We start from the raw sequence: 23848 nt of genomic DNA, 5'->3' as shown, positions 1-23848 counted from the left end.
CGTGACCACGCTCGCGGACTACCCGCACCTCGCGTCCGGGAAGGTCCGTGACCTCTACGAGGTCGACGGCGAGACGTTGCTGCTGGTGGCGTCCGATCGGATCTCGGCCTTCGACCACGTGCTGTCGACCCCCATCCCGGACAAGGGACGGGTGCTCACGGCGCTGTCGGTGTTCTGGTTCGGGCTCCTCGGGAGCGGGCCGGGCAGCTCCAGCAGCGACGCGGCCGCGCCGCCCGCCCACCACCTCGTCGCCGTCCGCGACGAGCGCATCCCCGAGGAGGTCCGGGGGCGGGCGCTGCTGGTCCGCCGCCTGGAGATGGTCCCGGTGGAGTGCGTGGCGCGCGGCTACCTCGCCGGCTCCGGCACGACGGACTACCGGCGGGACGGCGCCATCTGCGGGGTCCCGCTGCCCGACGGGCTCACCGAGGCCAGCATGCTGCCGGCCCCGATCTTCACGCCGGCGACGAAGGCCGCCGCCGGCGAGCACGACGAGAACGTCAGCTTCGCCCACGTCGCCGAGCAGGTCGGCCCGGATCTGGCCGGTGCGCTGCGCGACGCGACCCTCTCGATCTACGAGCGGGGATCGGCGTACGCCGCCTCGCGGGGGATCATCCTCGCGGACACCAAGCTCGAGTTCGGCGTCGATCCCTCGGGGGCGCTGGTGCTCGGGGACGAGGTCCTGACCCCGGACTCGTCCCGGTTCTGGCCCGCCGACGCCTACGAGCCCGGCGTGCCGCAGCCGTCGTTCGACAAGCAGTACGTCCGGGACTGGCTGACCTCGGCGGAGTCCGGCTGGGACCGCCACGGCGGCGCCCCGCCGCCCCCGCTGCCCGAGCCGGTCGTCGAGGCGACCCGGGCGCGCTACATCGAGGCCTACACCCGGCTCACCGGGGCGCAGTGGCCGCCGCCGATGTGATTTCCCGGCCCGTAGCGCCAGAGTTCACACGCCGGTCCACCGGCCATCACGTCGGTCGGGCCTGATGGCGGGGTGCCTCTTCTGGTCTCCGCCTCCGGCCTCGCGCCCGGCGCACCCCTCGCCTCGGCGGTCCGGCTCTGCGACGCCCTCGACGCGCGCCGGGTCCCGCTGACCCTGCTCGTCGGCCCGAGCCCCCACCCCGAGGTCGCCGCCTTCGCGGCCGCCCGCCGTCGCGCCGGGGACACCGTTCTGATGCGCGGTACCCGCGAGGCCCACGACGGCGGCCGCCCCTACCGCAGGCTGCCGGTGCTGGAGGCGCGGCTGCGTCTCGCCGGGGCGATGCGCTCGGCCGAGGCCCTCGACCTCGGCGTCGACGGGTTCGCGGCGCCCGGGTGGTCGGTCTCCGACGGCACCCGGCGCGCCCTCGCCGAGGCGGGCCTGGACCTGCTCCTCGACGACACCGGCGTCCACCGGCTCGGCCCCGACGGGACGCCGACGGCGGGGCTCGCCGGCCCGGTCGTGCGGCCCGGTGTGCCGGCCCCCGTGCTGGCCGGGCTCCGTCGCCGCGTGGTCGATCCCGCGCTGCGCCACCTCGCAGGCCACGTGGCCGACGGCGCCCTCGTCGGCGCGGTCGACGCTGCGCTGGCCTCCGGTGCGGTCCCGGCCGGTGTAGGCGACCTGGTCGGGCGTGCCCGCCGTCCGCGCCGCTCGGCGGACGGCTCCGTGGACCCGGAGCGGTGGTCGACGACCGCGTAGGGGGCCTCCGGCTCACGAGCACGAAGCGCACCTCTGTGGTGCACTCCACCTCATGCCGGTGGAGATGGATCCCGAGGTGGCCGCGGCGCTGGCGCCGATCGCCGAGGCGGCCGCGGCGCAGACACCGCCGCCGGCCGGAGACTGGAAGACCCGTCGCGCCGTCGTCGACGAGCTGATCGGCGCGGCCACCGCGGGCTGGGTCCCGCCGGCCGACGTCACGGTCACCGAGCACGCCGCGACCGCCGAGGACGGCACGCGCATCGGGATGCGGCTCTACCGGCGCGACGGTGACCAGCCGGGCTCGCTCGCGGTCTACGTCCACGGCGGCGGGATGTTCCTCTGTTCGATCGACACCCACGACCCGGTCTGCCGCGACTACACCCACCTCTCGGGCGTCCCGCTGCTGTCGGTCGACTTCCGTTTCGCGCCCGAGCACCCGTACCCGACCTCGGTCGAGGACGTCTACGCCGCGCTGCGTTGGACCGCTGATCATGCGGCCGAGCTGGGCGTCGACCCCGCGCGTCTCGCGATCATGGGCGACAGTGCGGGAGGCGGGATGGCGGCCGCCGTCGCGCTGATGGCCCGGGACCGTGGCGGGCCGGCCCTGGCGTCCCAGATCCTCGTCTACCCGATGCTCGACGACCGCACGACGACGCCCGACCCGGAGATCGAGCCGTTCGCCATGTGGTCGACCGACGACAACATCACCGGCTGGGGCTGCCTGCTGGGGGACACCGCGGGCGGGCCGGACGTCCCGACCTACGCCGCACCCGCACGCGAGCGGGAACTGGACGGCCTGCCGCCGGCGTTCATCGACGTCGGCCAGCTCGACATCTTCCGCGACGAGGACGTCGACTACGCGGCCCGGCTGCAGCGGGCCGGGGTGGCCGTCGAGCTGCAGCTCCATCCGGGGGTGCCGCACGCGTTCGAGGTGTTCGCCCCCGACGCCGCGGTCAGCCGCCGCGCGATGGCCGCCCGGGTGCGTGCCCTGCGGTCGGTGTAGCGGGCCTGCGGCCTCGTGAGCCCCGCATCTTCCCGGCGGGCCCGATCCGTGGACCCGGTACCGTGGGCCGCGTGGCTCGCGTGATCGTCGACGTCCTCCCGAAAGCCGAGATCCTCGACCCCCAGGGGCAGGCGGTGGCCCGTGCGATGGGGCGCCTGGGGGTCTCCGGCGTCGCCGACGTCCGCCAGGGCAAGCACTTCGTCCTCGAGGTCGACGACGGGGTGCCCGACGCCGAGCTCGAACGCATCGCCGGGACGCTGCTCGCGAACCCCGTGATGGAGGAGTGGGTCGTGCGGCGGGTGTCCGACGCGGACGCCACCGCCGCCGACGTCCCCGGGACGCACGCATGACCGCGCGCGTCGGGGTCATCACCTTCCCGGGCACGCTCGACGACGTGGACGCGGCCCGGGCCGTGCGCTACGCGGGCGGCGAGGCGGTGTCGCTGTGGCACCGGGACACCGACCTGCAGGGCGTGGACGCCGTCGTCGTCCCCGGCGGCTTCTCCTACGGCGACTACCTGCGTGCCGGGGCGATCGCCGCGCGCTCCCCGGTGATGGGGCCGGTGGTCGAGGCCGCCCACCGCGGGCTGCCGGTGCTCGGCATCTGCAACGGCTTCCAAATCCTCTGCGAGGCGGGGCTGCTCCCGGGTGCGCTGGTGCGCAACGCCGGGCTGCGCTTCATCTGCCGCGAGACCCGGCTCCGCGTGGAGAACATCACGACGGCGTGGACCTCCGGGCTCGCCCCGGGCAGCGAGATCACCGTGCCGCTCAAGTCCGGGGAGGGCCGCTTCGTCGCCGACGACGAGACCCTCGCCCGCCTGGAGGACGACGGCCGGGTCGTGTTCCGCTACGCCGAGCCCGCGCCCAACGGCGCGCTGCACGACATCGCCGGGGTGTGCTCCGACGACGGGCGCGTGGTCGGTCTCATGCCCCACCCCGAGCACGCGATCGACCCGCTGACCGGTCCGGGCACGGACGGGCTCGGGCTGTTCACCTCGGTGCTCGCCCGCCTCACGGCAGCAGCGTGACCCGCAGCTCCCAGAGGTCGGCGTAGATCATCAGCATCCGACCGCCGAGGTGCAGGACCAGCCCGCGCATCTCGTCGGGCCGCTCCATGTGCCCGACCACGCGGTCGACGTCCTCCAGCGCGTCGCCGACCACCTCGTCGAACGGGGTGCCGTCGCCGACGTCCTGTCCGTCGTCCTGCTCGGGAGCGGGCGCGGGGAGGACCGGCACGATCGTGTCCCCGCGCGCGCCGGGCGCGACGGCGAGGACGACCGGTCCGGAGGGCCCGTCGAACACGAGCTCGAGCATCCCCTGCGACACGTCGACGTACGGCGCGACGCTCGCGGGCACGCGCCCCGCGACGTCGAGCCGGTGGCGACGGACCTCGGCGAGCGGACGGTCGAGCACCAGGGACAGGGCGGCGAGTGGGTCGGGCCGGGTGGGCCCGGCGGCGTCCTCGACGGGCGAGGAGGCCGCCGTCGGCGCGCTGGAGCTCCCCGCCACCGGGGCGGTAGCACGTGCCGGCTCGGACCCGACCCACTGTGCGCGGACGGAGGCTGCGGTCATGGCGTCATCATGGATCCGGGGTCTGACAATCTCCGGGATTCGCCGACACGGCACGCGGACATCTCGCCGAGACGTCGTAGTCACACCACGAACGGCCACTCGATCGAAGGACACGGAGCGCGACTGAGATGTGCGGTCGGTGACACACGACGAGTGACCTTTCGAACACTGACCAGCCCCGGAGAGCTTCGATCAGGTCGATTGCGCCACGTTCGTCGTGGGGTGCGGCACGCGCGCCGCGAGGCCCCACGCGCGTGCGTAGGGTCGAGGACGTGACCGCGCAGGCCGCCTCCGGAAACGCCCCCGCCGGATCCCCCGCTCCCGAACCCGCCCCGGAACCGGCCGACACCGTCGAGTTCGCCGTCGCCACCCCGGAGCGTGACCAGCCCTACGCCGCCCTCGGGCTGCGCGACGAGGAGTACGCGCGCGTCCGCGAGATCCTCGGGCGCCGCCCGACCGACGCCGAGCTGGCCATGTACTCGGTGATGTGGTCCGAGCACTGCTCCTACAAGTCCTCGAAGGTGCACCTGCGCCGCTTCGGCGAGACCACCACCGAGGCGATGCGCGCCCACCTGCTCGCCGGCATCGGGGAGAACGCGGGCGTCGTGGACGTCGGCGACGGGTGGGCGGTCACCTTCAAGATCGAGTCGCACAACCACCCGTCGTACGTCGAGCCGCACCAGGGCGCCGCGACCGGCGTCGGCGGCATCGTCCGCGACATCATGGCCATGGGGGCGCGCCCGGTCGCGGTGATGGACGGGCTGCGGGTCGGCCCGCTGGACGCCCCGGACACCGCGCGCGTCCTGCCCGGCGTCGTGTCCGGTGTGGGCTTCTACGGCAACTGCCTGGGCCTGCCCAACCTCGGTGGCGAGGTGGTCTTCGACCCCACCTACGCCGGGAACCCGCTGGTCAACGCCCTGTGTGTCGGGGTGCTGCGGACCGAGGACCTGCACCTGGCCTTCGCGTCCGGCGTCGGGAACAAGATCGTGCTCTTCGGCGCGCGGACCGGGCTCGACGGCATCGGCGGGGTGTCGGTGCTGGCCAGCGAGACGTTCACCGGGTCCGCGGGCGGTGGCGGGCACAAGAAGCTGCCCAGCGTCCAGGTCGGCGACCCCTTCGCCGAGAAGGTCCTCATCGAGTGCTGCCTCGAGCTCTACCGCGCGGGGCTCGTCGTCGGCATCCAGGACCTCGGCGGCGCCGGGCTGTCCTGCGCCACCAGTGAGCTCGCGAGCGCGGGCAGCGGCGGGATGGACGTCGACCTCGACGCCGTCCACCTCCGCGCGAAGGGCATGACCCCCGCCGAGATCCTCTCCAGCGAGTCGCAGGAGCGGATGTGCGCGGTGGTCACCCCGGACAACGTGGACGCGTTCATGGCGGTCTGCGAGCGCTGGGACGTCACGGCGACCGTGATCGGCGAGGTCACCGACGGCGAGAACCTGCGGATCACCGCCGGCGGCGAGGTCGTCGTCGACGTCCCGCCGCGCACCGTCGCCCACGACGGGCCGGTGTACTCCCGCCCGGTCGCCCGCCCGGAGCGCCAGGACACCCTGCAGGCCGACACGACGGCGGGCCTGGCCCGCCCGTCGACCCCCGCGGATCTGGCGGAGACGATCGCCCGGCTCGCCGCGTCGCCCCAGCTCGCCTCCCGGGCCTGGGTCACCGACCAGTACGACCGCTACGTCCGCGGCAACACCGCGGCCGCCACGCCCGCCGACGCCGGTGTGCTCCGCCTCGACGAGTCCTCCGACCGCGGGATCGCGCTCGCGATCGACTGCAACGCCCGGTTCTGCCTGCTCGACCCCCGTGAGGGCGCCCGGCTCGCGCTCGCCGAGTCGGTGCGCAACGTGGCGGCGTCCGGCGCGCGGCCCGTCGCGGTGAGCGACTGCCTCAACTTCGGCTCCCCCGAGGACCCCGGCGTGATGTGGCAGTTCTCGGAGGCGGTCGACGGTCTCGCCCAGGGCTGCGTCGAGCTCGGCGTCCCCGTGACCGGCGGCAACGTCAGTTTCTACAACCAGACCGGCACGACGGCGATCCTCCCGACGCCCGTCGTCGGGGTCCTCGGTCTCCTCGAGGACGTCCACCGCGCGGTGCCCCACGGGTTCGGCCCCGACGGCGACGCGGTGTGGCTGCTCGGCGAGACCCGCGACGAGCTCGACGGGTCGGCGTGGGCAGGCATCGTGCACGACCACCTCGGTGGGCGCCCCCCGGTCTGCGATCTCGCCGTGGAGGCCCGCCTCGCCGAGGTCATGGCGCAGGGCGCCGCGGCCGCGCTGTTCTCCGGGGCGCACGACGTGTCCGACGGCGGGCTCGCGCAGGCCCTGGTCGAGGCGTCGGTGGCCGCCGGGCGCGGTGCGTCGGTCACGCCACCCCCCGGCGAGGGTGCGCTGGACACCGCGACGCTGCTGTTCTCGGAGTCGGCGGCCCGCATGCTGGTGACCGTGCCGCCGTCGGCCGAGGCGGACCTCGCCCGGCTGTGCGTCGAGGTCGGTCAGCCCGCGGCCCGTCTCGGCGAGGTCGGCGGCACCGCACTGGCGATCCGCGACGTGGAACCGCTGGACGTGGGTGAGCTGACGACGCTCTCGGCGGCCACCCTCCCGGCGGCCCTGGACGACTGAGCCGCCCCCATCGGCCGGTCAGCTCCCCAGCGCCGCCGTGAACGCCCGCCCGAACCGCCGGTAGCCCAGCCCGTTGGGGTGGGCGAGGTCCGGGCCGAACTCCCACGGCGCCAGGCGGTGGGTCGCCGCCTCCAGGCGCACCAGCCGCAACCGCGGGTGGGCCGCCACGACCTCGCGCGCCACCGGCGAGAGGCGCGCCCCGGCGACCCGCACCCGCCCGCGCTGGAGGTCGGGCACGTCGCCGACCAGCGAGCCCGCGGGCAGCGCGGCGCACACCTCGGTGAGCAGCCGCCGGTACTCCTCCGGGTCGGTACCCCCGGACGCGTCGTTGGTCCCGACCTCGAGCGCGATCAGCGTGCCGGGATCGCCATGGAGCGCGGCCGCGGGCACCTGGGGGAGTTGCAGTCGCAGCACGTCGGCGACCCCTGCCCCGCACACGCCCAGGACCAGCACGCGTACGCGGCTCCCGGTGCGCTCCTCGATCGCCTCGGCCAACCGGCCCGCCCACGAGCGCTCCGGGTGGATCGCCCCGAGGCCCTGTGCCAGCGAGTCCCCGAGCGCCACGAGCGTGACCGTGCCCGGCGAGCGGGCACGGCGGCGCCAGAAGGCCGCGTGGTCGGCCTCCATGGTCATCGCGGCCGCGAGGCCCCGCGCCCACACCGCGAGGACGGCCAGCAGCAGCATCCCGAGCCCGCGTCGCACCACCGGGCCAGCCTGCCAGCCGGCGGCGGCCACGGACGGCGGCGGCGCGCTCCGTCGTCGCCGCCTAGATTCGGGGGCACCATGTCCACCCGCCGAGCCCCCGCCCCGGACGAGGTCCGCTCCGCCCTGGCCGACGTCACGGCCTGGGTGGACGCACGCCCCGACGGCCCCGCTGCCGATGACGCCGTGCCCGCACCTCCCCGCGCGGTGCGCTCCACCGCGGTCCGCGTGTCGCTGGCCGCCCTCGAACACATCGCGCCGGGCCGCAGCGTCGAAGTCCGAGTACCGCCATTCGGCGCAGTACACTGCGTCGATGGGCCCCGCCACACGCGAGGCACTCCACCCAATGTGGTGGAGACGGACCCGCGGACGTGGTGTGCACTGGCGCTGGGTCGCCTCGGGTTCGACGATGCCGTCGCGGCCGGGGTGGTCCGCGCCTCGGGTCACCGGGCCCCCCGGGTGGGTCACTGGCTGCCCCTCGCCGGCACCGCACCCGACACGGAATCCGACACCGACCCCGACACCGGTGCCGACGACGATGTCGACCCCGATCCCGGCACCGCCGCCGGGTCGGTTCCCGACCGAGCCGCAGACGCCGCGTGGTGATCCGGACCGTGACGGCCTGTCCCCCGTCAGGGTGGCTGACACGCGCGGTCCGCGGCTTATGCTCACTGTGACCATGGGAGTGGTGACCGAGTGACACGACCGGCGTGGGCCCCGCACGAGGTCGACATCGACCGCCCGAGCGCGGCACGGGTCTACGACTACTACCTCGGCGGCAGCCACAATTTCGCGGTGGATCGCGAGATGGCCCGTCAGGCGATCGCCGACTGGCCGGATCTGCCGCGGATCATGCAGGCGAACCGCGCGTTCATGCGTCGCGCCGTCCGGTACTGCCTCGCCCACGGCATCGACCAGTTCCTCGACGTCGGCTCGGGCATCCCGACCGTGGGCAACGTCCACGAGGTCGCCCAGGCGGCCGACCCGTCGGCGCGGGTCCTCTACGTGGACATCGACGCCGTCGCGGTGGCCCACTCCTGCGCGCTGCTCGACGACGACCCGCGCACCGGGGTGGTCCACGCCGACTTCCTGGACGTGGACTCGGTGCTCGACGACCCGGCCACCCGGTCGGTGCTCGACCTCGACCGGCCCGTCGCGCTGCTCGCCGTCGCCCTGCTGCACTTCGTCGGCGACGAGCGCCGCCCCGCGGACGCCCTCGGGCGTTACCGCGACGCCCTGGCCCCCGGCAGCCACCTCGCGCTGAGCCACGCGTCCGCGGACACCATGCCGGACCGCGCCGACGACCACGTGGCGCTCTACCGGCGTACGGCCACCCCGATGTCGATGCGCCCCCGCGAAGAGGTCGAGGGCTTCTTCGACGGTTTCTCGCTGGTCGATCCCGGCGTCGTCGCCATCCCCTTCTGGCGGCCGGACGGCCACCTGCCGGCCGGAGCCGAGCGCATCCCCGGGTACGCGGGTCTCGGGCGCCGTGACTGAGCCCGCCCCGCCCGGGACGCCGCGGTGGCCCTCGCCCCGCGACACGGTCTCCCGGCCCGACGACCGGCCCGACGACCGCACCGCCGCGGACGCCGTGGCCGTCGACGCCCTCGCGCGCGCCTGGGCGGCGGAGGTCGAGGGGACCAGCTACGTCCCGATGGGCTCCGACGAGCTCGTCGACTACCTCACCGAGATCAGCGCGGACCTCGTCGCGGCACTGCGGGCCCGACCGCTGGACACGGCCGTCGGCCACGAGGCGGGCCGCAGGCTCGTCGCCGCCCACTTCACCGGCCCGTCGACGGTGGAGCGGACCCTCCACCTGCTGTGCACCCGGCTGCCCGCGATGCTCGGCGACGACGTCCGCGACGGCGTCCTCGCGCTGGCCGGGGCGCTCGCGGCGGGCTACGCCACGACCCTGCGCGACCGCACGCTCGACGAGCAGGAGGCGATCCGCCGCGCCGTGATCGTCGCGCGGCACCAGACCGAGCAGGCCCTGCACGCCAGCGAGGCCCGCTTCCGGGCGATGTTCTACGAGGCGGCCATCGGGATCGGCCTCGGCGACATCGAGGGGCGCATCGTCGAGGTCAACCCGACCCTGACCCAGATGTTCGGCTACACCGCGGCGGAGATGCGCCGCCGGACGGTCGGCGAGCTGGCGCACCCGGACGACCTGCCGTCGGTGTGGGTGCACTACGAGCGGCTGCTGGCCGGGGACCTGGACAACTTCCGCGTCGAGAAGCGGTTCTACCGCAAGGACGGCGAGGAGATCATCTGCAACCTGACGCTCTCGCTGGTGCGCGACGAGCACGGCAGTCCGGCCTACCAGGTCGCGATGCTCGAGGACGTCACCGAGCGGCACATGCTGCAGTCCCACCTGGAGTACCAGGCCTATCACGACACCCTCACGACGCTCCCGAACCGCGCGCTGTTCTCCGACCGGATCGACCGGATCTTCGCCGGGACGCCCGCGGGGTCATCACGCCGTGTCGGGATCTGCTTCCTCGACCTCGACGGGTTCAAGGCGATCAACGACAGCCTGGGGCACGAGGTCGGCGACCTCATGCTCCAGGCGGTGGCGACACGGCTCGCGGACCAGGCGACCGACGGCGAGCTCGTGGCCCGGATGGGCGGCGACGAGTTCGTGGTCCTCGTCGAGAACTCGCGCGGGGTCGCCCAGCTCGAGACGCTGGCCGAGCGGATCCTCGACGCCCTGGCGGCGCCGCTGGTCCTCGCGGGCCAGGAGCTCTCGGTCTCGGCGAGCATCGGCGTCGTCGAGCGCCCCGTCGTGGGCGGGGACACGAGCGACCTCATGCGCGCCGCCGACATCACCCTCTACTCGGCCAAGGCCGACGGGCGCGGCCGGTGGGCACTGCACGACCCGAGCCGCGACGAGGCGGAGATCACCCGCTTCGCCCTCTCCGCGGCGATGCCCACCGCGATCGAGCGCGACGAGTTCTTCGTGCTCTACCAGCCGCTGGTGTCGATGGCCGACCACCGGATGCGCGGGGTCGAGGCCCTGGTCCGCTGGCACCACCCGAAGCTCGGCGTCCTCGGCCCGGCCCGGTTCATCGGGCTGGCCGAGGAGACCGGGGCGATCGTGCCGTTGGGGCACTGGGTCCTGGTCCGGTCCTGCCGCGACGCCCGGCGCTGGTACGACGAGTTCGGTGACGACGCGCCGTTCGTGTCGGTCAACGTCGCCCCGCGCCAGCTGCACGAGCCGACCCTGCTCCACGACGTCGAGACGGTCCTCGCCGAGACCGGCCTGCCCGCGCACCTGCTGCAGATCGAGCTGACCGAGCGCGCCCTCACCACCGACGAGGGCGCCCCGCTCAAGGCACTCGACGGGCTCCGCGCCCTCGGGGTGCGGATCGCCATCGACGACTTCGGGACCGGCTACTCGAACCTGTCCTACCTGCGCAAGCTCCCCGTCGACGTCATCAAGCTCGACGGCTCCTTCGGGGACCGGCTCCGCGAGGCCGACGTCTCCAACCCGGTCGACGAGCGCATCGTCGGGACCCTCGTCGACCTCGGGCACGCCCTCGGGATGACGGTCTGCGCCGAGGGGGTCGAGACGGCCGCCCAGGCCACGCGGCTGCGGATGCTCGGGTGCGACGAGGGCCAGGGCTGGCACTTCGCGGCGGCGCTGCCCAGCGAGGACGTGATCGACCTGCTCTCCGGCGGCGACGATCCCCCCTGGCCGGGGCCCCGTGACGACGCCTCGGTGGCAGACGGGGCGGGTGTCACCACGGGAACCCGCGACCGGAGCGGGTCGCGCACGTAGTCTGGGGGTGCCTCTCTCCCCCGTCTCGAGGAGCCCCGCGGTGGTCGCACCCGGTCCCGGTCCGGAGCCGTCCCGTCCCTCCACCTCGACAGACCCCGCCTCTCCACCTCTCCTCGACGACGTTCCCCACGAGGAGTGCGGCGTCTTCGGGGTCTGGGCACCCGGCGAGGAGGTGGCGAAGCTCACCTACTTCGGTCTGTTCGCGCTCCAGCACCGCGGCCAGGAGGCTGCGGGCATCGCCGTGTCGGACGGCCGTCAGATCGTGGTGTTCAAGGACCTCGGGCTCGTCAGCCAGGTCTTCGACGAGCAGACCCTGAGCTCGCTGCGCGGGCACATGGCCGTCGGGCACACCCGGTACTCGACCACCGGGTCCCCGACCTGGGAGAACGCGCAGCCCACGTTCAAGACGACGGCGGCGGGCACCGGGATCGCGCTGGGCCACAACGGGAACCTCGTCAACACCGCCGAGCTCGTCGGCCGCCGTCTCCCCGACGGGGCGCGGGACGGCCGGGCGCGCATGTCCGCCACCACCGACTCCGACGTCGTCACCGGCCTGCTCGCCGAGTCCGCCACCGACCTCGGGGTGGAGGAGGCGGCGCTGCGCCTGCTGCCAGACCTGCGCGGGGCCTTCAGCCTCGCCTTCTGCGACGAGACCACGCTCTACGCCGCGCGCGACCGCCACGGGGTGCGGCCGCTGGTGCTGGGCCGCCTCGACCGCGGCTGGGTGGTGGCGTCGGAGACCGCCGCGCTCGACATCGTCGGCGCCTCCTTCGTGCGCGAGGTCGAACCGGGCGAGCTGATCGCGATCGACGCGGAAGGCCTCCGGTCCTCCCGGTTCGCCGCCCCGGAGCCCAAGGGCTGCATCTTCGAGTACGTCTACCTGGCGCGCCCCGACACCTCCATCGCCGGCCGCGGGGTGCACTCCGCCCGCGTCGAGATCGGGCGCAGGCTCGCAGGCGAGCACCCGGCGGAGGCGGACCTGGTGATCCCCGTGCCGGAGTCCGGGACGCCGGCCGCCGTCGGGTACGCCGAGGCGTCCGGGATCCCGTACGGGATGGGACTGGTCAAGAACGCGTACGTGGGCCGGACCTTCATCCAGCCCTCCCAGACCATCCGCCAGCTCGGTATCCGGCTCAAGCTCAACCCGCTGCGCGAGGTGATCCGGGGCAAGCGGCTGGTGGTGGTGGACGACTCGATCGTCCGCGGCAACACCCAGCGCTCCCTGGTCCGGATGCTGCGCGAGGCGGGCGCCGTCGAGGTGCACGTCCGGATCGCGAGCCCGCCGGTGCGCTGGCCCTGCTTCTACGGCATCGACTTCGCCTCGCGCGCGGAGCTGGTCGCGAACGGCCTCGACAACGAGGGCATCCGCCGCTCCGTCCAGGCCGACAGCCTGGGCTACATCTCCTCGGAGGGCCTGATCGCCGCCACCGAGCAGCCCCGCTCGCGGCTGTGCACGGCGTGCTTCTCGGGCGAGTACCCGATCGCATTGCCCGAGGAGGCGATGGTGGGCAAGCACCTGCTCGAGGACGTCACCGGCACCCCGTGCGGCGACTCCGGCAGCGTGCTCCACGAGTCCAGCGGGTCGCGCTCCGGCGTACCCGTGCCGGTGTCGGCGGTCCCGAGCACGCGCACCAGCCCCGGCTACGGCGCCGAGGACGCTCTGACGCGCCCGTGACCGGCGTCGACGAGCAGGTGGACGGCACCGGGCGCGGCTTCTCCGCGAGCTACGCGTCGGCCGGGGTCGACGTCGCCGCGGGGGAGCGCGCCGTGGAGCGGATCAAGCCCCTCGCGGCCTCGACGTCGCGGCCGGAGGTGATGGGCGGCATCGGCGGCTTCGCGGGGCTGTTCGCCCTGCGCACCTCGAAGTACACCGAGCCGCTCCTGGCCGCCTCCACGGACGGCGTCGGGACGAAGATCGCGATCGCGCAGGCCACCGACACCCACGACACCGTCGGCCTCGACCTCGTCGCGATGGTCGTCGACGATCTGGTGGTCTGCGGGGCGGAACCGCTGTTCCTGCAGGACTACCTGGCGATCGGCCGGCTCGACCCGGTCAAGGTCGAGCAGATCGTCTCCGGGATCGCCGAGGGCTGCCGGATCGCCGGGTGCGCCCTGCTCGGCGGCGAGACAGCGGAGCACCCCGGGGTCATGGAGTCGGACCACTACGACCTCTCGGCCACCGGGGTCGGGGTCGTCGAGGCCGACGCGGTGCTGGGTCCGGACCGCGTGCGCGCCGGCGACCAGGTGATCGCGATGGCCGCGTCGGGTCTGCACTCCAACGGCTACTCGCTCGCCCGCCGCGTGCTGCTCGAGATCGGCCGGATGTCGCTCGAGGGGCACGTCGAGGAGTTCGGCCACACGCTCGGCGAGGAGATGCTGCGCCCGACCCGCATCTACGCCCGCGACTGCCTCGCGCTGGCCGCCGAGACCGACGTGCGCACGTTCGCCCACGTCACCGGCGGCGGACTGTGCGCCAACCTCGCCCGGGTGCTGCCGGACGGCGTGCACGCCGACCTGGACCGGACCACCTGGAACCCGGCTCCGGTGTTCAAGCTCATCGCCGGGCGGGGCCGCGTGGAGCGGGCCGAGATGGAGGCGACGTTCAACATGGGCGTCGGGATGGTGGCCATCGTCCCGCCGGAGGACGTCGACCGTGCGCTCGCGGTGCTCACGGCGAAGCACGTCCCGGCCTGGGTGCTCGGCGAGGTCCGGCGCTCCGACGACGGGTCGGACGCGCCCGGGACGGCTGTCCTGCACGGCGATCACCGGCGGTTCTGAGCGTCTCGACGCCCTTGCTTCGATGATCAGGGGCACACCAGGGCAGGCGCGAGGGCCCTGGGCCCTGCATGACGTGCTCCTGATCAGCGGACGGCGCTGAAGGGGTCGCTGATCGCCCCAGCCGCCCATGATCACCAGCACATGAGGCAGCCGACATCGTGCTCCGCTCTGCCTGGTGTGCTCCTGATCAAGGACAGGCGCGGCCGAGCTCGCTGTGCAACTTCAGCACCTGGCGGCCGTCCGACTGCTCCAGCACGTAGGCCGGGTTGTCGTCGGTGCCGTTGCGGGCCTGCTTGTTGCCCGCGATGGTGCGCTCGACCCGGTCGGTGTGGACCTCCGTCACGGTGGCCTCACCCTGACCGTTGCCCCAGTTCCACCGGACCTTCTCACCCGTACCGAACGACATCGCTCCCCATCCCGGTCTCGGACAGCCCGCGTGACGCGCACCGAAGTGCGCCCCGTCCACACACCCTGACGGGCGGGAGGACGAGGCGTTCGGGATGCCCGAAGGTCAGGCTGGTGAAGCGTGCGAGGGACGCGACCCCGTGCGGGGGTCAGCGCTCTTCGTAGCTGTATCCGGAGGCGCGCGAGTCGACGTTGTCGTCGTCGTCCCCGGAGCGCCGGGCGAACGGGTCGCCCTCACCCAACTCCCGTTGCAGGGCGTCGAAATCGGTCGTCGGGGAGCTGTACTTGAGCTCGCGAGCGACCTTCGTCTGCTTCGCCTTGGCTCGTCCGCGTCCCATGGGCAATGACCCCCTCGAACAGGGCGGGGGGCGGCCGGGTGTATCCGGCGGCCCCCCTCTTCTCATAGAAATCCTCGTGACACGAGCATACCGTGTGTCCGAACGCGCGTGCGACGTGACATGGCACCATCGCGCCCGTGCCCGCCCCCTTCGTCTGCTACCTCCGCGTCTACGAGCCGTTGGGGGCGCTTCCGGGGCCGTTGGCCCAGCGTGTGCGGGCCGGACTGGCCCGGGGAGCGGTCCCCGTCACCCAGGCAGGGGTCCGCGAGCGGGATGTGTGTCTCCGCGCACAGCTGGGCGCACCGGTGCGTCTGCTCCCCGGGGAGCGGATCGACGGCACCGCGACGGAGGGGCCCGCGGACGTGCTGCTGGCCGACGGCGCGAGCACCCCGGCCCCCGGGGAGGAGGCGCCCTCGCCCCAGCGGTTCGGCCCGACGACGCTGGTGTGCCCGCTCGACACCCGGCCCCGCGCGGCGGCGGCCCTCGTCGGGTTCCTCTCGACGGAGTCCCCGGTGCTGCGCGCGGCGGCCCTGCACTACGAGGAGTCGGCGGCGCGCTCGCGGGCGGAGGCCGTGGTCGCCGAGCTCGGGGAGAGCGCCACCCACGTCGTGTCCGCCACCTGGACGGTGCCGCTGCCCTGGTTCGTCCTCGTGGAGGCCGCGGACCGGGTCCTCGTGCTCTCCCGCGACGACCCGGCGACGGCGGACGCCCCGGACGGCGCCGTGGCGCGCCGGCGGTGCTACTGGCGGGTGCCGATGGCTGATGCCCTGGCCCGCGCGGATTCGGCGGCGGAGCTGATGAGCTCGGCGCTCGGCGACGGCGGGCCCGCGGAGGTCCTGCGGGACACCGCCCGCTGGCTGCGCCACTTCGACGCAGGCTCGCTCGTGGAGCTGGACTACGGCGGGCTCGTCCAGCTGCTCGACGACGAGACGCTCGCGGGGGACACCTCGGCGGAGGACGTCACCGAGGCGCTGGACGCGCTGCGGGAGGGCGACGCCGAGAAGGCGATGGCGAGCTACCGGCGGCTGCGGGACTTCTGGGCCAGCCGCGCCATCCGTGAGCGGGCGAACTAGGAGCCGCTAGGCCCCTTCGCGCTCGCGGCGCAGCAGGTCGTCGATCGAGGCCGACCCGTCCTTGTAGCGCCCGCCGATCTCGTCGTTGCAGGCGTCCATGACCTGCTGCACGCGGATGCGGTGGTCGGACACCGAGGCCTCCTCGGCGGCGTACGCCTCGGCGGACTCGGTGAGCTCGGCGTCGGTGAGGGTCGCCACGTCCGAGAGGCCGGTGTCGGCGAGCAGCGCCTCGACGTGACGGCGGTGCGACTCGGCGCGCGAGGGCTCCACGGTCTGGTGGCGCCCGCGCCCGGCGGCCGGGCCGATGGCGTTGTCGGCGAGGATCCGCGGCAGCGCGTCCATCACCGAGCCGTCGCCGTCCTCGCCGCCGTCGGCGCGGCGATGCTCCTCGAAGCGCACGATGTCCATGCGGGCGTGCAACAGGCGGCGCAGGTAGGACAGGTCGGTCTCCTCCTGGGCGGCGTCGTCGCGCATCGCGCGGAGCTCGTCCAGCGACCGGTCTCCGATCTCGGCGAGGAAGCCGGGGTCGAGGACGCGGTCGATGCGCCGCCGACCACCCTGTCGGAACTCGATCATGGCCCCCATGGTGCGCGACACGGTCCCGTGCTGTCACCCACCCGAGCGGGGCGCGCGTCGACCGGGCGACCCGGAGCGGGCGCCGGTCGTCACGCGGCGACGACCCGTGCCACCCAGGCGGGGTCGGCGTTGCGGCCGCTCACGACCGCGACCGTGCGTCCCCGGACGAGCCCGGGGTGCTCGAGGGCGCCCGCGGTCGCGACGCACCCGCTGGCCTCGGCGGGCACCCCGGCACCGTGCAGCACCCGCGCGGCCTGCTCGATCGAGGCCTCGGTCACGGTCACGACGTCGTCGACGAGTGCGGCGACGTGGGGCCAGGTGAGCTCACCGAGCCGCGCCGCGCGCAGCCCGTCGGCGGCCGTGCGGGACACCCGCGCCCGGTCCCAGCGCACGAGCGCCCCGGTGTGCTTCGACTCGGCGGCGTCCCCGGCCAGCTCGGGCTCCACGCCGACGACCGAGATCCCGGTCCCGGCCAGGGCCGCGGCGATCCCGGAGATGAGGCCACCGCCGCCGACCGGGACCAGGACCCGCTCGACGTCGGGCACCTGTGCGGCGATCTCGGCCCCGACCGTGCCCTGACCGGCGATGACGTCGGGATGGTCGTAGGGCGGCACCAGCGCGCCTCCGGTCTCGGCGACGACGGCGTCCGCGGCCTGCTCGCGCTCGTCGGCAGGCACCCGCACGAGGCGGGCGCCGAGCGCGGCCATCGCCTCCACCTTGGCGGCGACGGCGTCGTGGGGGACGACGACGGTCGCCGGGACCCCGAGCCGCGCGGCGGCCCAGGCGAGGGCCCGGCCGTGGTTGCCCGACGAGTGCGTCACCAGGCCCGCGGCGCGTACCTCGGGGGCGAGCCGGGAGGCGGCGTGGAACGCGCCGCGGAGCTTGAAGGCCCCGATCGGCTGGGTGTCCTCCCGCTTGAGCAGCAGTCCGGGCACCGCGTCGAGCGGCTCGACGGCGGTGCGGACCGCGACGCCCTCGAGCACCGCGGCAGCGGCGTCCACCGCGGCGCGGGTGACGAGTCCGGTGGTCCCCGGTGCGCTCATCCGTGCAGTCGGCGGACCGCCGTGCGCCCGGGTGGCTCGCCGGTGTCCGGCGGCACCGAGTCCGGGTCGATCGCGGCCGGTCCCGGGACGCCCTCGTCACGGTCGTCCGCGATCCACACGGTGGCGGGCCCGTCGCCCGCGCCGGTCACCGCCGAACGCTTGACCAGCGCGAGCGCCACCGAGCCGAGCTCGTGGTGGCGGACCGCGGTCCCGATCCGGCCGACCGCACGCCCGCCCTCGGCGGTGAGCACCGGCGTTCCGGGGGGAGGCAGTGCGTCGTCGCCCGAGGCGAGGTGCAGCAACACCATCTGCCGCGGCGGGCGGCCCAGGTTCGCCACCCGCGAGACCGTCTCCTGGCCCCGGTAGCAGCCTTTCGTCAGGTGCACCGCCGAGCCGATCCAGCCGACCTCGTGGGGGATCGTGCGGTCGTCGGTGTCGACACCGAGGCGCGGGCGGAGCGAGGCGACCCGCAGTGCCTCGAAGGTGTCCAGGCCCGCCGGGACGGCTCCCGCCCCGCGCAGCCGCTCCCACCAGTCGACCAGGCCCGCGCGCGGGATCAGCAGGTCGACCGAGGTCTCCTCGAGCGGCCAGGGTGTGCGGCGCACGACCCCGCCTCCGGGCAGCGCGAGGGCGGCCTCCGGCTCGGCCGGGATCTCGACACCCGCGGCGGTCAGCACGTCGCCGACCTGCGGCCCGACCACGGACAGCTGGGCCACCTCGGCGGTCGCGTCGTGCACGGCCACGTCGGACCAGAACTTCATCGAGTCGAGGTAGGTCGCGAGCGCGGCCGCCGTCCCGGGCTCCACGGACAGCCAGAGCGCGGGGCCGTCGTCGCCCGGGGCCAGGCCCGCATCGACGTGGCTGATGACCGCGTGGTGCTCGACCCGGCCCTGGATGTCGAGGACGAGGCCCTCGGTGCCCTCGCCCTCGGCGAGCTCGGCGACCTGCTGGGAGACCAGCAGGTGCAGCCAGGTGGTGCGGTCGGCCCCGGTCACGACGACGACGCCGCGGTGCGACCGGTCGACGACGGCGGCGCGGCGCGAGGCCGCGCGCTGCTCGGCGAAGGGGTCACCGTGGTGCGAGGCCACGTCGGCGTCGGGGCCCCCGTCGGATCCGTCCGGGTGCCCGATCGCGCCCGGCAGTTCCAGCAGTGGTGAGCGGGTCATGCGGTTCCCTCTCCCGAGCCGGCCGTCTGGGCGACCGGCTCCTCGTCGCTCTCGGACTCGCAGCGCGCGCACAGCCCGGACAGCGCCACGTGCGTCGGGTCGAGCGTGAAGCCCGTCTTCCGGGCCAGCGTCCCCGCGAGGTCGTTCAACAGTTCGGCATCCACCTCGTCGACGGTGCCGCACCGGTGGCACACGAGGTGGACGTGCTCGTGCTCCCCGGTCGCGTAGGTCGGCGCGCCGTGCCCGAGGTGGGTGTGACGCACGATGCCGAGCTGCTCGAGCAGGTCGAGCGTGCGATAGACGGTGGTGATGTTCACCGCTGGTGCGATCTCCTGCACCTTCGCGCAGATCGCCTCCGGCGTCGCGTGCCCCAGCTCGGAGACCGCGTCGAGGACGAGCTGGCGCTGCGGCGTCATGCGCAGGCCGCGGCGGTGCAGCGTCTGCCGCAGTTCGGTGTCCACACCCCCGATGGTAGGCGCGTTCCCGACGCTCCCGCGGCCCCGTCGGGCGGCCGCGCCGCCGTTCGGCGTCTCGCGTCATCCCGGGGCCGGTCCCTACCATCGACACGGAGCCCGGCACCCCGGATCGGGCCGCGACGAGGTGATGTATGACGACGGGTGAGCGGGGACGGACTCCCCCCGACGCCGAGCACTACCTGGACCTGCCGGACGCGCCGGAGGAGGCCGCCGGGCCACACTTCGACGTCGTCCTGCGCGGGTACGACCGCACCCAGGTGGACGAGCACGTGGCCGGACTGCGCCGCATGGTGGCGCAGCTCCGGGCCCAGCTCGCGGTCCGGGAGCGTCGTCGTCCGGGACCCGAGGAGGCCCCGGCGCCACGCGCCGAACTGGCCGCCACCCTCCAGGAGGGTGCGCGGACGACGCCTCCACCGGTCGAGGCCTCCGCGGCCGCGCCGACCGTGCCGCCCACCTCGTCGCCCGGGGAACCGGGCGGGGTCGACGCCTTCAACGAGCGGCTGCGCGGCATCCTGCAGGCGGCCGAGCAGGAGGCGCAGATGGTGCGGAGCAAGGCCGCGGAATCGCTGCTGGCCGAGCACACCGAGTCGCGGGCGGCGCTGGCGGACCTGCGCTCGCAGCGCGACACGGTGTTCGACGAGCTGGTCCGGGTGAAGAACCACCTCGACGACCTCGTGGCGAACTCGGGCCGCCCGAGCGCCCCGCCCCGGCCGTGGGGACCGGGCCAGCAGCGGGGCCCGCGGGCGCCGTACGGCGCGCCCGCGCCCTACGGTCCACCGCCCGGTGGACTGGTGCCGTTGCGTCCGGGGACGGCCCCGCAGCCCGGTCCGGACGGCCGCGCGAGCGGCCAGGACGACGCCGCCGGGGCGTGATGGGCGATCGCGAGCCGCTCTGTGTGAGCGGTGCGCGTACCGTCCGTGGTCATGGAGCCGGGTGGAGCCTGGGAGCGCCTGCTGCAGGCGCCGACGACGTGGATCGTCGTGGCAGCGGTCCTGTTCGTCGTCGCCGTGGTGCTGCTGGTCGCCGGGGCGCTCGCCGGCCGTCGCGCCCGGCGCGAGCAGCGGGTGCGGGCGAGCGCGGCGGCCGCACCTGTCGGGCCGGCCATCTCGCCCCCGGCCGACGACGAGGATCCGGTGACGGAACCGGCCTTGCCGCGGCGTGAGCCCGTGCCGCTCCCGGCCGACGAGCAGAACCCCGTGCCGGAGCCCGCCGCCCGGCGGCTGCTCGGGGCGCTCGTCGGTGATCCGGACGGCGCCGTGGCCGGGGTCGCCGCCCTCGACGACGGTGAGGAGCCGGGCCGGGCCGCGGTGGCGCTGCTGCGCAGCGGCGTCCCCGCCCCCGCCGTCGCGCAGTTGTGCGGGGTGGCGGCCGACGATCTCGGCGACCTCGTGGCCACCACGCTCGGCATCCTCCCCACCGAGGCCCGCGCCGCCCTGGGGCGAGCGGAGCGGCAAGGGGAGGCGCAGGTCACCGAGAGCGCGGCGGGCGCACCGGCGCCGGCCGGCTGACGCCCGGCCAGCCGGGACGGGTCCCGCTCAGCCCGCCACGCGGGAGAGTCGCGCGGAGGTGTGCGGCTGCATCTCGTGGCCCATCATGGCCCGCTCCTCGACGTAGGCGAGGTCGCCGCCGTCGACGATGCCGTAGAGCCGCGTGGCCGCCGTGACGTCCTTGGCGCTGGCGGTGCGCACGACGGCGTCGGTCTGCATCTCCCACGAGGTCTGCGTCCGCGCCGAGCCGTAGAAGATCTCGACGATCCCGGTCTGGTGCGCCAGGAGCAGTTCGAGGGCGCCGTCGGGCTGCGGACGCCACCAGCCGACCTCGCGGGCCGAGGGGCGCACCACCTCCCCGCCGGGGCCGTCGAGCAGCCAGGCCCGGGCCTCCCAGGACATGAACGGCCTGCCGTCGTGGGCGACGGTGATCTGCTGGCCGTAGTGGAACGGGCCGTCGATGGTCGGGTAGACCACCTCGCCCTCGCCGCGCCACACCCCGACGAGCGGGAGCAGCGCGAGCAGGGCGTCGTTCAGGTTCGGGCCGAGCCGCAGGTTGGCGGTGTCGTCCGGGATCGGGAGATCCGGCCACTGCGGGCGGTTCGCGTCCCGCGTGCGCTCGGCCCGCTCCTCGGCGGCCCGGATGGCTTCGTTGCCGGACAGGCCCTCGGGCATGTCGGCCTCGGACTCGCTCACGCCGATCGCTCCGTTGTGCTGCTCGCGGTTTCGTCGCGGAAGAGCCTCCTCGTCAGCACCAGCGCGTAGGACAGGATCCCGGCGCTGCAGGCGGCGAGGAGGACGGTGTAGACCCAGGCCACCGCGCCACCCTAACGACAGGAACGACGAAGCCCGCCCCACCCCGGGAACGGGGCGGGACGGGCGTGTCGCTCGTGCTCAGCCGACCGGCACCTCGGTCGTGTAGAGGCCGGGGCCACCGACGGCGACGTCGGTCTGGCCGTTGCCCGAGCGCGAGAGCGCCCGGACGGTCCAGCTGCCCGGCGCGGCGTAGAACCGGTAGTCGCCGGTCGCCGAGGAGACCACCTCGGCGGTGAACTCGCCGGTGGAGTCGAGCAGGCGCACGAAGGCCCCGCCGACGGGCGAGCCACCGTTGGTCACCCTGCCGACCAGCACCGACTCCTTGGTCAGGTCGACCCCCGCGGGGATCTCGGCCGTCTGTTCAGGAGCACCGCACATCAGGACTTCCCATCCCCCGTCTCGACCGGCACGCCGACCAGCGAGCCGTACTCGGTCCACGAACCGTCGTAGTTCTTCACGTCGCCCTCGCCCAGCAGCTCGTGCAGGGCGAACCAGGTGTGCGAGGAGCGCTCACCGATGCGGCAGTAGGCGATCGTCGGGCGCGAGGAGTCGAGGCCCTCGGCGCCGTAGAGCGCACGCAGCTCCTCGTCGGAGCGGAAGGTGCCGTCCTCGTTCGCGGCCTTCGACCACGGCACGTTGAGCGCCGAGGGGATGTGGCCGCCGCGCTGCGCCTGCTCCTGCGGGAGGTGCGCCGGGGCCAGCAGCTTGCCGGAGAACTCGTCGGGCGAGCGCACGTCGACCAGGTTCTTCGTGCCGATCGCGTCGACGACCTCGTCGCGGAACGCGCGGATCGAGAGGTCCTGCTCCGCGGCCTTGTAGTCGGTGGCCGGGCGCGAGGGCACGGCGGCGTCGAGCTTGCGGCCGTCGAGCTCCCACTTCTTGCGCCCGCCGTCGAGCAGCTTCACGTCCCGGTGGCCGTACAGCGTGAAGTACCAGTAGGCGTAGGCGGCGAACCAGTTGTTGTTGCCGCCGTAGAGCACGACGGTGTCGTCGTTCGCGATGCCCTTGGCGGAGAGCAGCTTCTCGAAGCCGGCCTTATCGACGAAGTCGCGACGGACCTGGTCCTGCAGCTCCGTCTTCCAGTCGATCTTCACGGCGCCGGGGATGTGCCCGCCGTCGTAGGCGGTGGTGTCCTCGTCGACCTCGACGAACACCACCCCGCGCGCGTCGAGGTTGTCCTCGGCCCAGTCGGCGGTGACCAGGGCGTCCTGGCGGCTCATGCGTGACTCCTCATCGGGGGTGTACGGCGCCCGCCACACGGGACGGGGCCGGAATGGGAACGACTGGGGCGTTTCTCCCCGGGGTCGCGGACGACCCGGTGGGGCCTCGTCGCGCGGGGTGGCCGGGCCCCGAGGGGTGCCGGTCCGGCGGGTGGTAGTCCGGGCGCTCACGCGCCGGGGTGCTCCGCCGGGTCAGGCCACGCGACGGTCGCCGGGACACAGGCAGCTGTCGACGCGGCACAGGTCCACCGCGCGTCGCCGTGTCAGGCCCTCGTCCACGGCGCTCACGCTACCGAAACCGGGCCCCGTGGTCACCCGTCACCCGGGGGTTCCTGTCGCGGGTGGGAGGTGGGGCTCGATCGCGCTGACCAGGGCCGCCCGCCGGGGCACGCCGCTCACCCGGAGCAGCTCCCGCCCACGCCCGTCGACCAGCAGGGTCGTCGGCGTGTGGTGCAGCCGGAGCGGGCGCACCAGTTCCGGCCGCGTGGCGAGGTCCACGTCGCGGTGCACGAGCCCCGGGAGGTCCGCGGCCACGTCGCCGAGCACGCTGCGGGTGTCCCGGCAGGAGCTGGAGAACGCCGAGGAGAACTGCAGCAGCACCAGGCGGCCGTCGCGGGCCGTGAGGTCGGCGGGGAGCGAGCCGGGGTCGGCCGGGGCCTCCGGGCCGGGTGTCCCGACTTCGGGGGCGCGGCGACGCCGCAGCAGTCCGACCGTGATCAGGACCAGGCCCACGACCACGATGACGCCGAGGGTGATCACGGCCGCCGTCATCGCCATCACCCCTCACGGCTCGGCGTGCGGACCCGCCCGTCCGCACCCGGACAGGGTAGGCCGCGTCCGGGGTGGGCCCCGGACCGGAGCGGCTCCCCGAGTGGAGCTGCCCGACCGGAGGGGCCCACGTGACATGGAACGCGCGACCGGGTGACAGCGCAGTGAACCGGGCTAAGGTGACCGACACGACTGTGGAGGGAGACACGCGTGGAGCTGTTGCTGCTCACCGCCGACCCCGAACCGACGTCAGTGCTGCCGTCGTTGACCCTGCTACCCCACGGGCTCCGGACCGCGGCGCCCGAAGTGGCCGCGCTCCTCGACGCCGGACCGCACGACGCCGTCCTCGTCGATGCCCGCC

General features: G+C 74.5%; 28 protein-coding genes and 1 pseudogene. 15 read left to right on the top strand and 14 right to left on the bottom strand.

Translation table 11 applies throughout. From position 1 onward, the window contains the following. The first annotated feature begins 1 nt into the window (after position 1). The 5 genes from VGI02_RS15940 to purQ all read left to right on the top strand — a co-directional run bounded on the left by VGI02_RS15940 (position 2) and on the right by purQ (position 3702). Positions 2 to 916 carry a phosphoribosylaminoimidazolesuccinocarboxamide synthase gene (locus VGI02_RS15940; protein ID WP_331628502.1) on the top strand — a complete coding sequence of 305 codons (915 nt, stop codon included), beginning with the start codon at positions 2 to 4 and terminating at the stop codon, positions 914 to 916. 72 nt (positions 917 to 988) lie between these two features. Next, the gene (locus tag VGI02_RS15935; protein ID WP_331628500.1) at positions 989 to 1672 is read left to right on the top strand and encodes a hypothetical protein; all 684 of its coding nucleotides are present in this window, start codon (positions 989 to 991) and stop codon (positions 1670 to 1672) included. 52 nt (positions 1673 to 1724) lie between these two features. Then, complete coding sequence (locus tag VGI02_RS15930; protein WP_331628498.1) at positions 1725 to 2675, top strand: alpha/beta hydrolase; 951 nt, start codon at positions 1725 to 1727, stop codon at positions 2673 to 2675. A 71-nt stretch (positions 2676 to 2746) separates the two neighbouring features. Beyond that, positions 2747 to 3025, top strand: coding sequence for a phosphoribosylformylglycinamidine synthase subunit PurS (purS, locus tag VGI02_RS15925; RefSeq protein ID WP_331628495.1), 279 nt, complete (start codon positions 2747 to 2749; stop codon positions 3023 to 3025). Then, entirely contained in the window at positions 3022 to 3702 is a 681-nt protein-coding gene (purQ, locus tag VGI02_RS15920) for a phosphoribosylformylglycinamidine synthase subunit PurQ (protein ID WP_331628494.1), read from the top strand. Before purS ends, purQ begins: the two co-directional genes overlap by 4 nt. Here purQ and VGI02_RS15915 read toward each other — a convergent pair. After that, on the bottom strand, positions 3686 to 4246 hold the full coding sequence (locus VGI02_RS15915) for a hypothetical protein (RefSeq protein ID WP_331628492.1): 561 nt from the start codon (positions 4244 to 4246) through the stop codon (positions 3686 to 3688). The two genes, purQ and VGI02_RS15915, sit on opposite strands and share 17 nt — an antisense overlap. Positions 4247 to 4518: 272 nt before the next feature. On the opposite strand from VGI02_RS15915, the gene purL reads away from it, so the two are divergent. Next, positions 4519 to 6861: a phosphoribosylformylglycinamidine synthase subunit PurL gene (gene purL / locus VGI02_RS15910; RefSeq protein ID WP_331628490.1), complete on the top strand. Its 2343-nt coding sequence runs from the start codon at positions 4519 to 4521 to the stop codon at positions 6859 to 6861. An 18-nt stretch (positions 6862 to 6879) separates the two neighbouring features. Here purL and VGI02_RS15905 read toward each other — a convergent pair whose 3' ends face one another. Next, complete coding sequence (locus tag VGI02_RS15905; protein ID WP_331628488.1) at positions 6880 to 7566, bottom strand: SGNH/GDSL hydrolase family protein; 687 nt, start codon at positions 7564 to 7566, stop codon at positions 6880 to 6882. 78 nt (positions 7567 to 7644) lie between these two features. Here VGI02_RS15905 and VGI02_RS15900 point away from each other — a divergent pair, with 78 nt between their 5' ends. The 5 genes from VGI02_RS15900 (at position 7645) to purM (ending at position 14119) form a co-directional block, all read left to right on the top strand. Further along, complete coding sequence (locus VGI02_RS15900; RefSeq protein WP_331628486.1) at positions 7645 to 8169, top strand: sterol carrier family protein; 525 nt, start codon at positions 7645 to 7647, stop codon at positions 8167 to 8169. Positions 8170 to 8259: 90 nt separating this feature from the next. Next, the gene (locus VGI02_RS15895; RefSeq protein ID WP_331628484.1) at positions 8260 to 9060 is read left to right on the top strand and encodes an SAM-dependent methyltransferase; all 801 of its coding nucleotides are present in this window, start codon (positions 8260 to 8262) and stop codon (positions 9058 to 9060) included. Further along, positions 9053 to 11341: a putative bifunctional diguanylate cyclase/phosphodiesterase gene (locus VGI02_RS15890; protein WP_331628482.1), complete on the top strand. Its 2289-nt coding sequence runs from the start codon at positions 9053 to 9055 to the stop codon at positions 11339 to 11341. The genes VGI02_RS15895 and VGI02_RS15890 overlap by 8 nt, the downstream gene beginning before the upstream one ends. Positions 11342 to 11381: 40 nt before the next feature. Next, positions 11382 to 13016, top strand: coding sequence for an amidophosphoribosyltransferase (gene purF, locus VGI02_RS15885; RefSeq protein WP_331628480.1), 1635 nt, complete (start codon positions 11382 to 11384; stop codon positions 13014 to 13016). Beyond that, on the top strand, positions 13013 to 14119 hold the full coding sequence (gene purM / locus VGI02_RS15880; protein WP_331628478.1) for a phosphoribosylformylglycinamidine cyclo-ligase: 1107 nt from the start codon (positions 13013 to 13015) through the stop codon (positions 14117 to 14119). The genes purF and purM overlap by 4 nt, the downstream gene beginning before the upstream one ends. Before the next feature lie 187 nt (positions 14120 to 14306). Here the strand turns inward: purM and VGI02_RS15875 are convergent, their stop codons facing one another. Together VGI02_RS15875 and VGI02_RS15870 are read right to left on the bottom strand one after the other, a co-directional pair. Further along, complete coding sequence (locus VGI02_RS15875; RefSeq protein ID WP_331628476.1) at positions 14307 to 14525, bottom strand: hypervirulence associated TUDOR domain-containing protein; 219 nt, start codon at positions 14523 to 14525, stop codon at positions 14307 to 14309. A 148-nt stretch (positions 14526 to 14673) separates the two neighbouring features. After that, on the bottom strand, positions 14674 to 14862 hold the full coding sequence (locus VGI02_RS15870) for a DUF3073 domain-containing protein (RefSeq protein WP_331628474.1): 189 nt from the start codon (positions 14860 to 14862) through the stop codon (positions 14674 to 14676). Positions 14863 to 14999: 137 nt separating this feature from the next. Here VGI02_RS15870 and VGI02_RS15865 point away from each other — a divergent pair, with 137 nt between their 5' ends. Then, complete coding sequence (locus VGI02_RS15865; RefSeq protein WP_331628472.1) at positions 15000 to 15935, top strand: DUF8083 family protein; 936 nt, start codon at positions 15000 to 15002, stop codon at positions 15933 to 15935. A gap of 6 nt (positions 15936 to 15941) precedes the next feature. On the opposite strand, the gene VGI02_RS15860 is transcribed toward VGI02_RS15865, so the two are convergent. From VGI02_RS15860 to VGI02_RS15845, 4 genes are all read right to left on the bottom strand, one after another. Then, a complete protein-coding gene (locus tag VGI02_RS15860; protein WP_331628470.1) occupies positions 15942 to 16511 on the bottom strand; it encodes an RsiG family protein in 570 nt (189 codons plus the stop codon). Positions 16512 to 16600: 89 nt separating this feature from the next. After that, positions 16601 to 17554 (bottom strand): threonine ammonia-lyase, encoded by a 954-nt coding sequence (locus VGI02_RS15855; RefSeq protein WP_331628468.1) that lies wholly within the window; start codon positions 17552 to 17554, stop codon positions 16601 to 16603. After that, positions 17551 to 18720: a CAF17-like 4Fe-4S cluster assembly/insertion protein YgfZ gene (ygfZ, locus tag VGI02_RS15850; protein ID WP_331628466.1), complete on the bottom strand. Its 1170-nt coding sequence runs from the start codon at positions 18718 to 18720 to the stop codon at positions 17551 to 17553. The genes VGI02_RS15855 and ygfZ overlap by 4 nt, the downstream gene beginning before the upstream one ends. Continuing rightward, positions 18717 to 19181, bottom strand: coding sequence for a Fur family transcriptional regulator (locus tag VGI02_RS15845; RefSeq protein WP_527249132.1), 465 nt, complete (start codon positions 19179 to 19181; stop codon positions 18717 to 18719). The genes ygfZ and VGI02_RS15845 overlap by 4 nt, the downstream gene beginning before the upstream one ends. Positions 19182 to 19327: 146 nt before the next feature. Between VGI02_RS15845 and VGI02_RS15840 the strand changes: the two genes are divergently transcribed. Beyond that, entirely contained in the window at positions 19328 to 20068 is a 741-nt protein-coding gene (locus VGI02_RS15840; RefSeq protein WP_331628464.1) for a hypothetical protein, read from the top strand. A gap of 51 nt (positions 20069 to 20119) precedes the next feature. Next, positions 20120 to 20704, top strand: coding sequence for a hypothetical protein (locus tag VGI02_RS15835; protein WP_331628462.1), 585 nt, complete (start codon positions 20120 to 20122; stop codon positions 20702 to 20704). Positions 20705 to 20731: 27 nt separating this feature from the next. Here VGI02_RS15835 and VGI02_RS15830 read toward each other — a convergent pair whose 3' ends face one another. The 6 genes from VGI02_RS15830 to VGI02_RS15810 form a co-directional block, all read right to left on the bottom strand. Then, complete coding sequence (locus VGI02_RS15830) at positions 20732 to 21358, bottom strand: heme-binding beta-barrel domain-containing protein (RefSeq protein ID WP_331628514.1); 627 nt, start codon at positions 21356 to 21358, stop codon at positions 20732 to 20734. 17 nt (positions 21359 to 21375) lie between these two features. Then, the gene (locus tag VGI02_RS15825; protein ID WP_331628460.1) at positions 21376 to 21501 is read right to left on the bottom strand and encodes a hypothetical protein; all 126 of its coding nucleotides are present in this window, start codon (positions 21499 to 21501) and stop codon (positions 21376 to 21378) included. A gap of 76 nt (positions 21502 to 21577) precedes the next feature. After that, positions 21578 to 21877 (bottom strand): DUF1416 domain-containing protein, encoded by a 300-nt coding sequence (locus VGI02_RS15820; protein WP_331628458.1) that lies wholly within the window; start codon positions 21875 to 21877, stop codon positions 21578 to 21580. Beyond that, a complete protein-coding gene (locus tag VGI02_RS15815; RefSeq protein ID WP_331628455.1) occupies positions 21877 to 22719 on the bottom strand; it encodes a sulfurtransferase in 843 nt (280 codons plus the stop codon). Before VGI02_RS15815 ends, VGI02_RS15820 begins: the two co-directional genes overlap by 1 nt. A 192-nt stretch (positions 22720 to 22911) precedes the next feature. Beyond that, positions 22912 to 22998: a putative leader peptide gene (locus VGI02_RS29140; RefSeq protein ID WP_414638292.1), complete on the bottom strand. Its 87-nt coding sequence runs from the start codon at positions 22996 to 22998 to the stop codon at positions 22912 to 22914. Between the two features lie 39 nt (positions 22999 to 23037). Beyond that, positions 23038 to 23490, bottom strand: a complete 453-nt coding sequence (locus VGI02_RS15810; RefSeq protein ID WP_331628453.1) for a TlpA family protein disulfide reductase — start codon at positions 23488 to 23490, stop codon at positions 23038 to 23040. Between the two features lie 207 nt (positions 23491 to 23697). Here VGI02_RS15810 and VGI02_RS15805 point away from each other — a divergent pair. After that, positions 23698 to 23848 (top strand): annotated as a pseudogene (locus tag VGI02_RS15805) (DNA-binding response regulator); the annotation flags it as partial.

The organism is Actinomycetospora sp. (genome assembly GCF_036497245.1).
Taxonomy (GTDB): Bacteria; Actinomycetota; Actinomycetes; order Mycobacteriales; family Pseudonocardiaceae; genus Actinomycetospora.
This window is presented reverse-complemented; position numbering and strand designations above follow the sequence as displayed.

What these genes read in the sequence shown, in the direction of transcription:
- VGI02_RS15930 (WP_331628498.1), top strand. Translation starts at nt 1,725, where the DNA reads ATGCCGGTGGAGATGGATCCCGAGGTGGCCGCGGCGCTGGCGCCGATC.
- purQ (WP_331628494.1), top strand. Translation starts at nt 3,022, where the DNA reads ATGACCGCGCGCGTCGGGGTCATCACCTTCCCGGGCACGCTCGACGAC.
- VGI02_RS15915 (WP_331628492.1), bottom strand. Translation starts at nt 4,246, where the DNA reads ATGACCGCAGCCTCCGTCCGCGCACAGTGGGTCGGGTCCGAGCCGGCA.
- VGI02_RS15900 (WP_331628486.1), top strand. Translation starts at nt 7,645, where the DNA reads ATGTCCACCCGCCGAGCCCCCGCCCCGGACGAGGTCCGCTCCGCCCTG.
- VGI02_RS15875 (WP_331628476.1), bottom strand. Translation starts at nt 14,525, where the DNA reads ATGTCGTTCGGTACGGGTGAGAAGGTCCGGTGGAACTGGGGCAACGGT.
- VGI02_RS15870 (WP_331628474.1), bottom strand. Translation starts at nt 14,862, where the DNA reads ATGGGACGCGGACGAGCCAAGGCGAAGCAGACGAAGGTCGCTCGCGAG.
- VGI02_RS15860 (WP_331628470.1), bottom strand. Translation starts at nt 16,511, where the DNA reads ATGATCGAGTTCCGACAGGGTGGTCGGCGGCGCATCGACCGCGTCCTC.
- VGI02_RS15855 (WP_331628468.1), bottom strand. Translation starts at nt 17,554, where the DNA reads ATGAGCGCACCGGGGACCACCGGACTCGTCACCCGCGCCGCGGTGGAC.
- ygfZ (WP_331628466.1), bottom strand. Translation starts at nt 18,720, where the DNA reads ATGACCCGCTCACCACTGCTGGAACTGCCGGGCGCGATCGGGCACCCG.
- VGI02_RS15840 (WP_331628464.1), top strand. Translation starts at nt 19,328, where the DNA reads ATGACGACGGGTGAGCGGGGACGGACTCCCCCCGACGCCGAGCACTAC.
- VGI02_RS15835 (WP_331628462.1), top strand. Translation starts at nt 20,120, where the DNA reads ATGGAGCCGGGTGGAGCCTGGGAGCGCCTGCTGCAGGCGCCGACGACG.
- VGI02_RS15830 (WP_331628514.1), bottom strand. Translation starts at nt 21,358, where the DNA reads ATGCCCGAGGGCCTGTCCGGCAACGAAGCCATCCGGGCCGCCGAGGAG.
- VGI02_RS15820 (WP_331628458.1), bottom strand. Translation starts at nt 21,877, where the DNA reads ATGTGCGGTGCTCCTGAACAGACGGCCGAGATCCCCGCGGGGGTCGAC.
- VGI02_RS15815 (WP_331628455.1), bottom strand. Translation starts at nt 22,719, where the DNA reads ATGAGCCGCCAGGACGCCCTGGTCACCGCCGACTGGGCCGAGGACAAC.
- VGI02_RS15810 (WP_331628453.1), bottom strand. Translation starts at nt 23,490, where the DNA reads ATGACGGCGGCCGTGATCACCCTCGGCGTCATCGTGGTCGTGGGCCTG.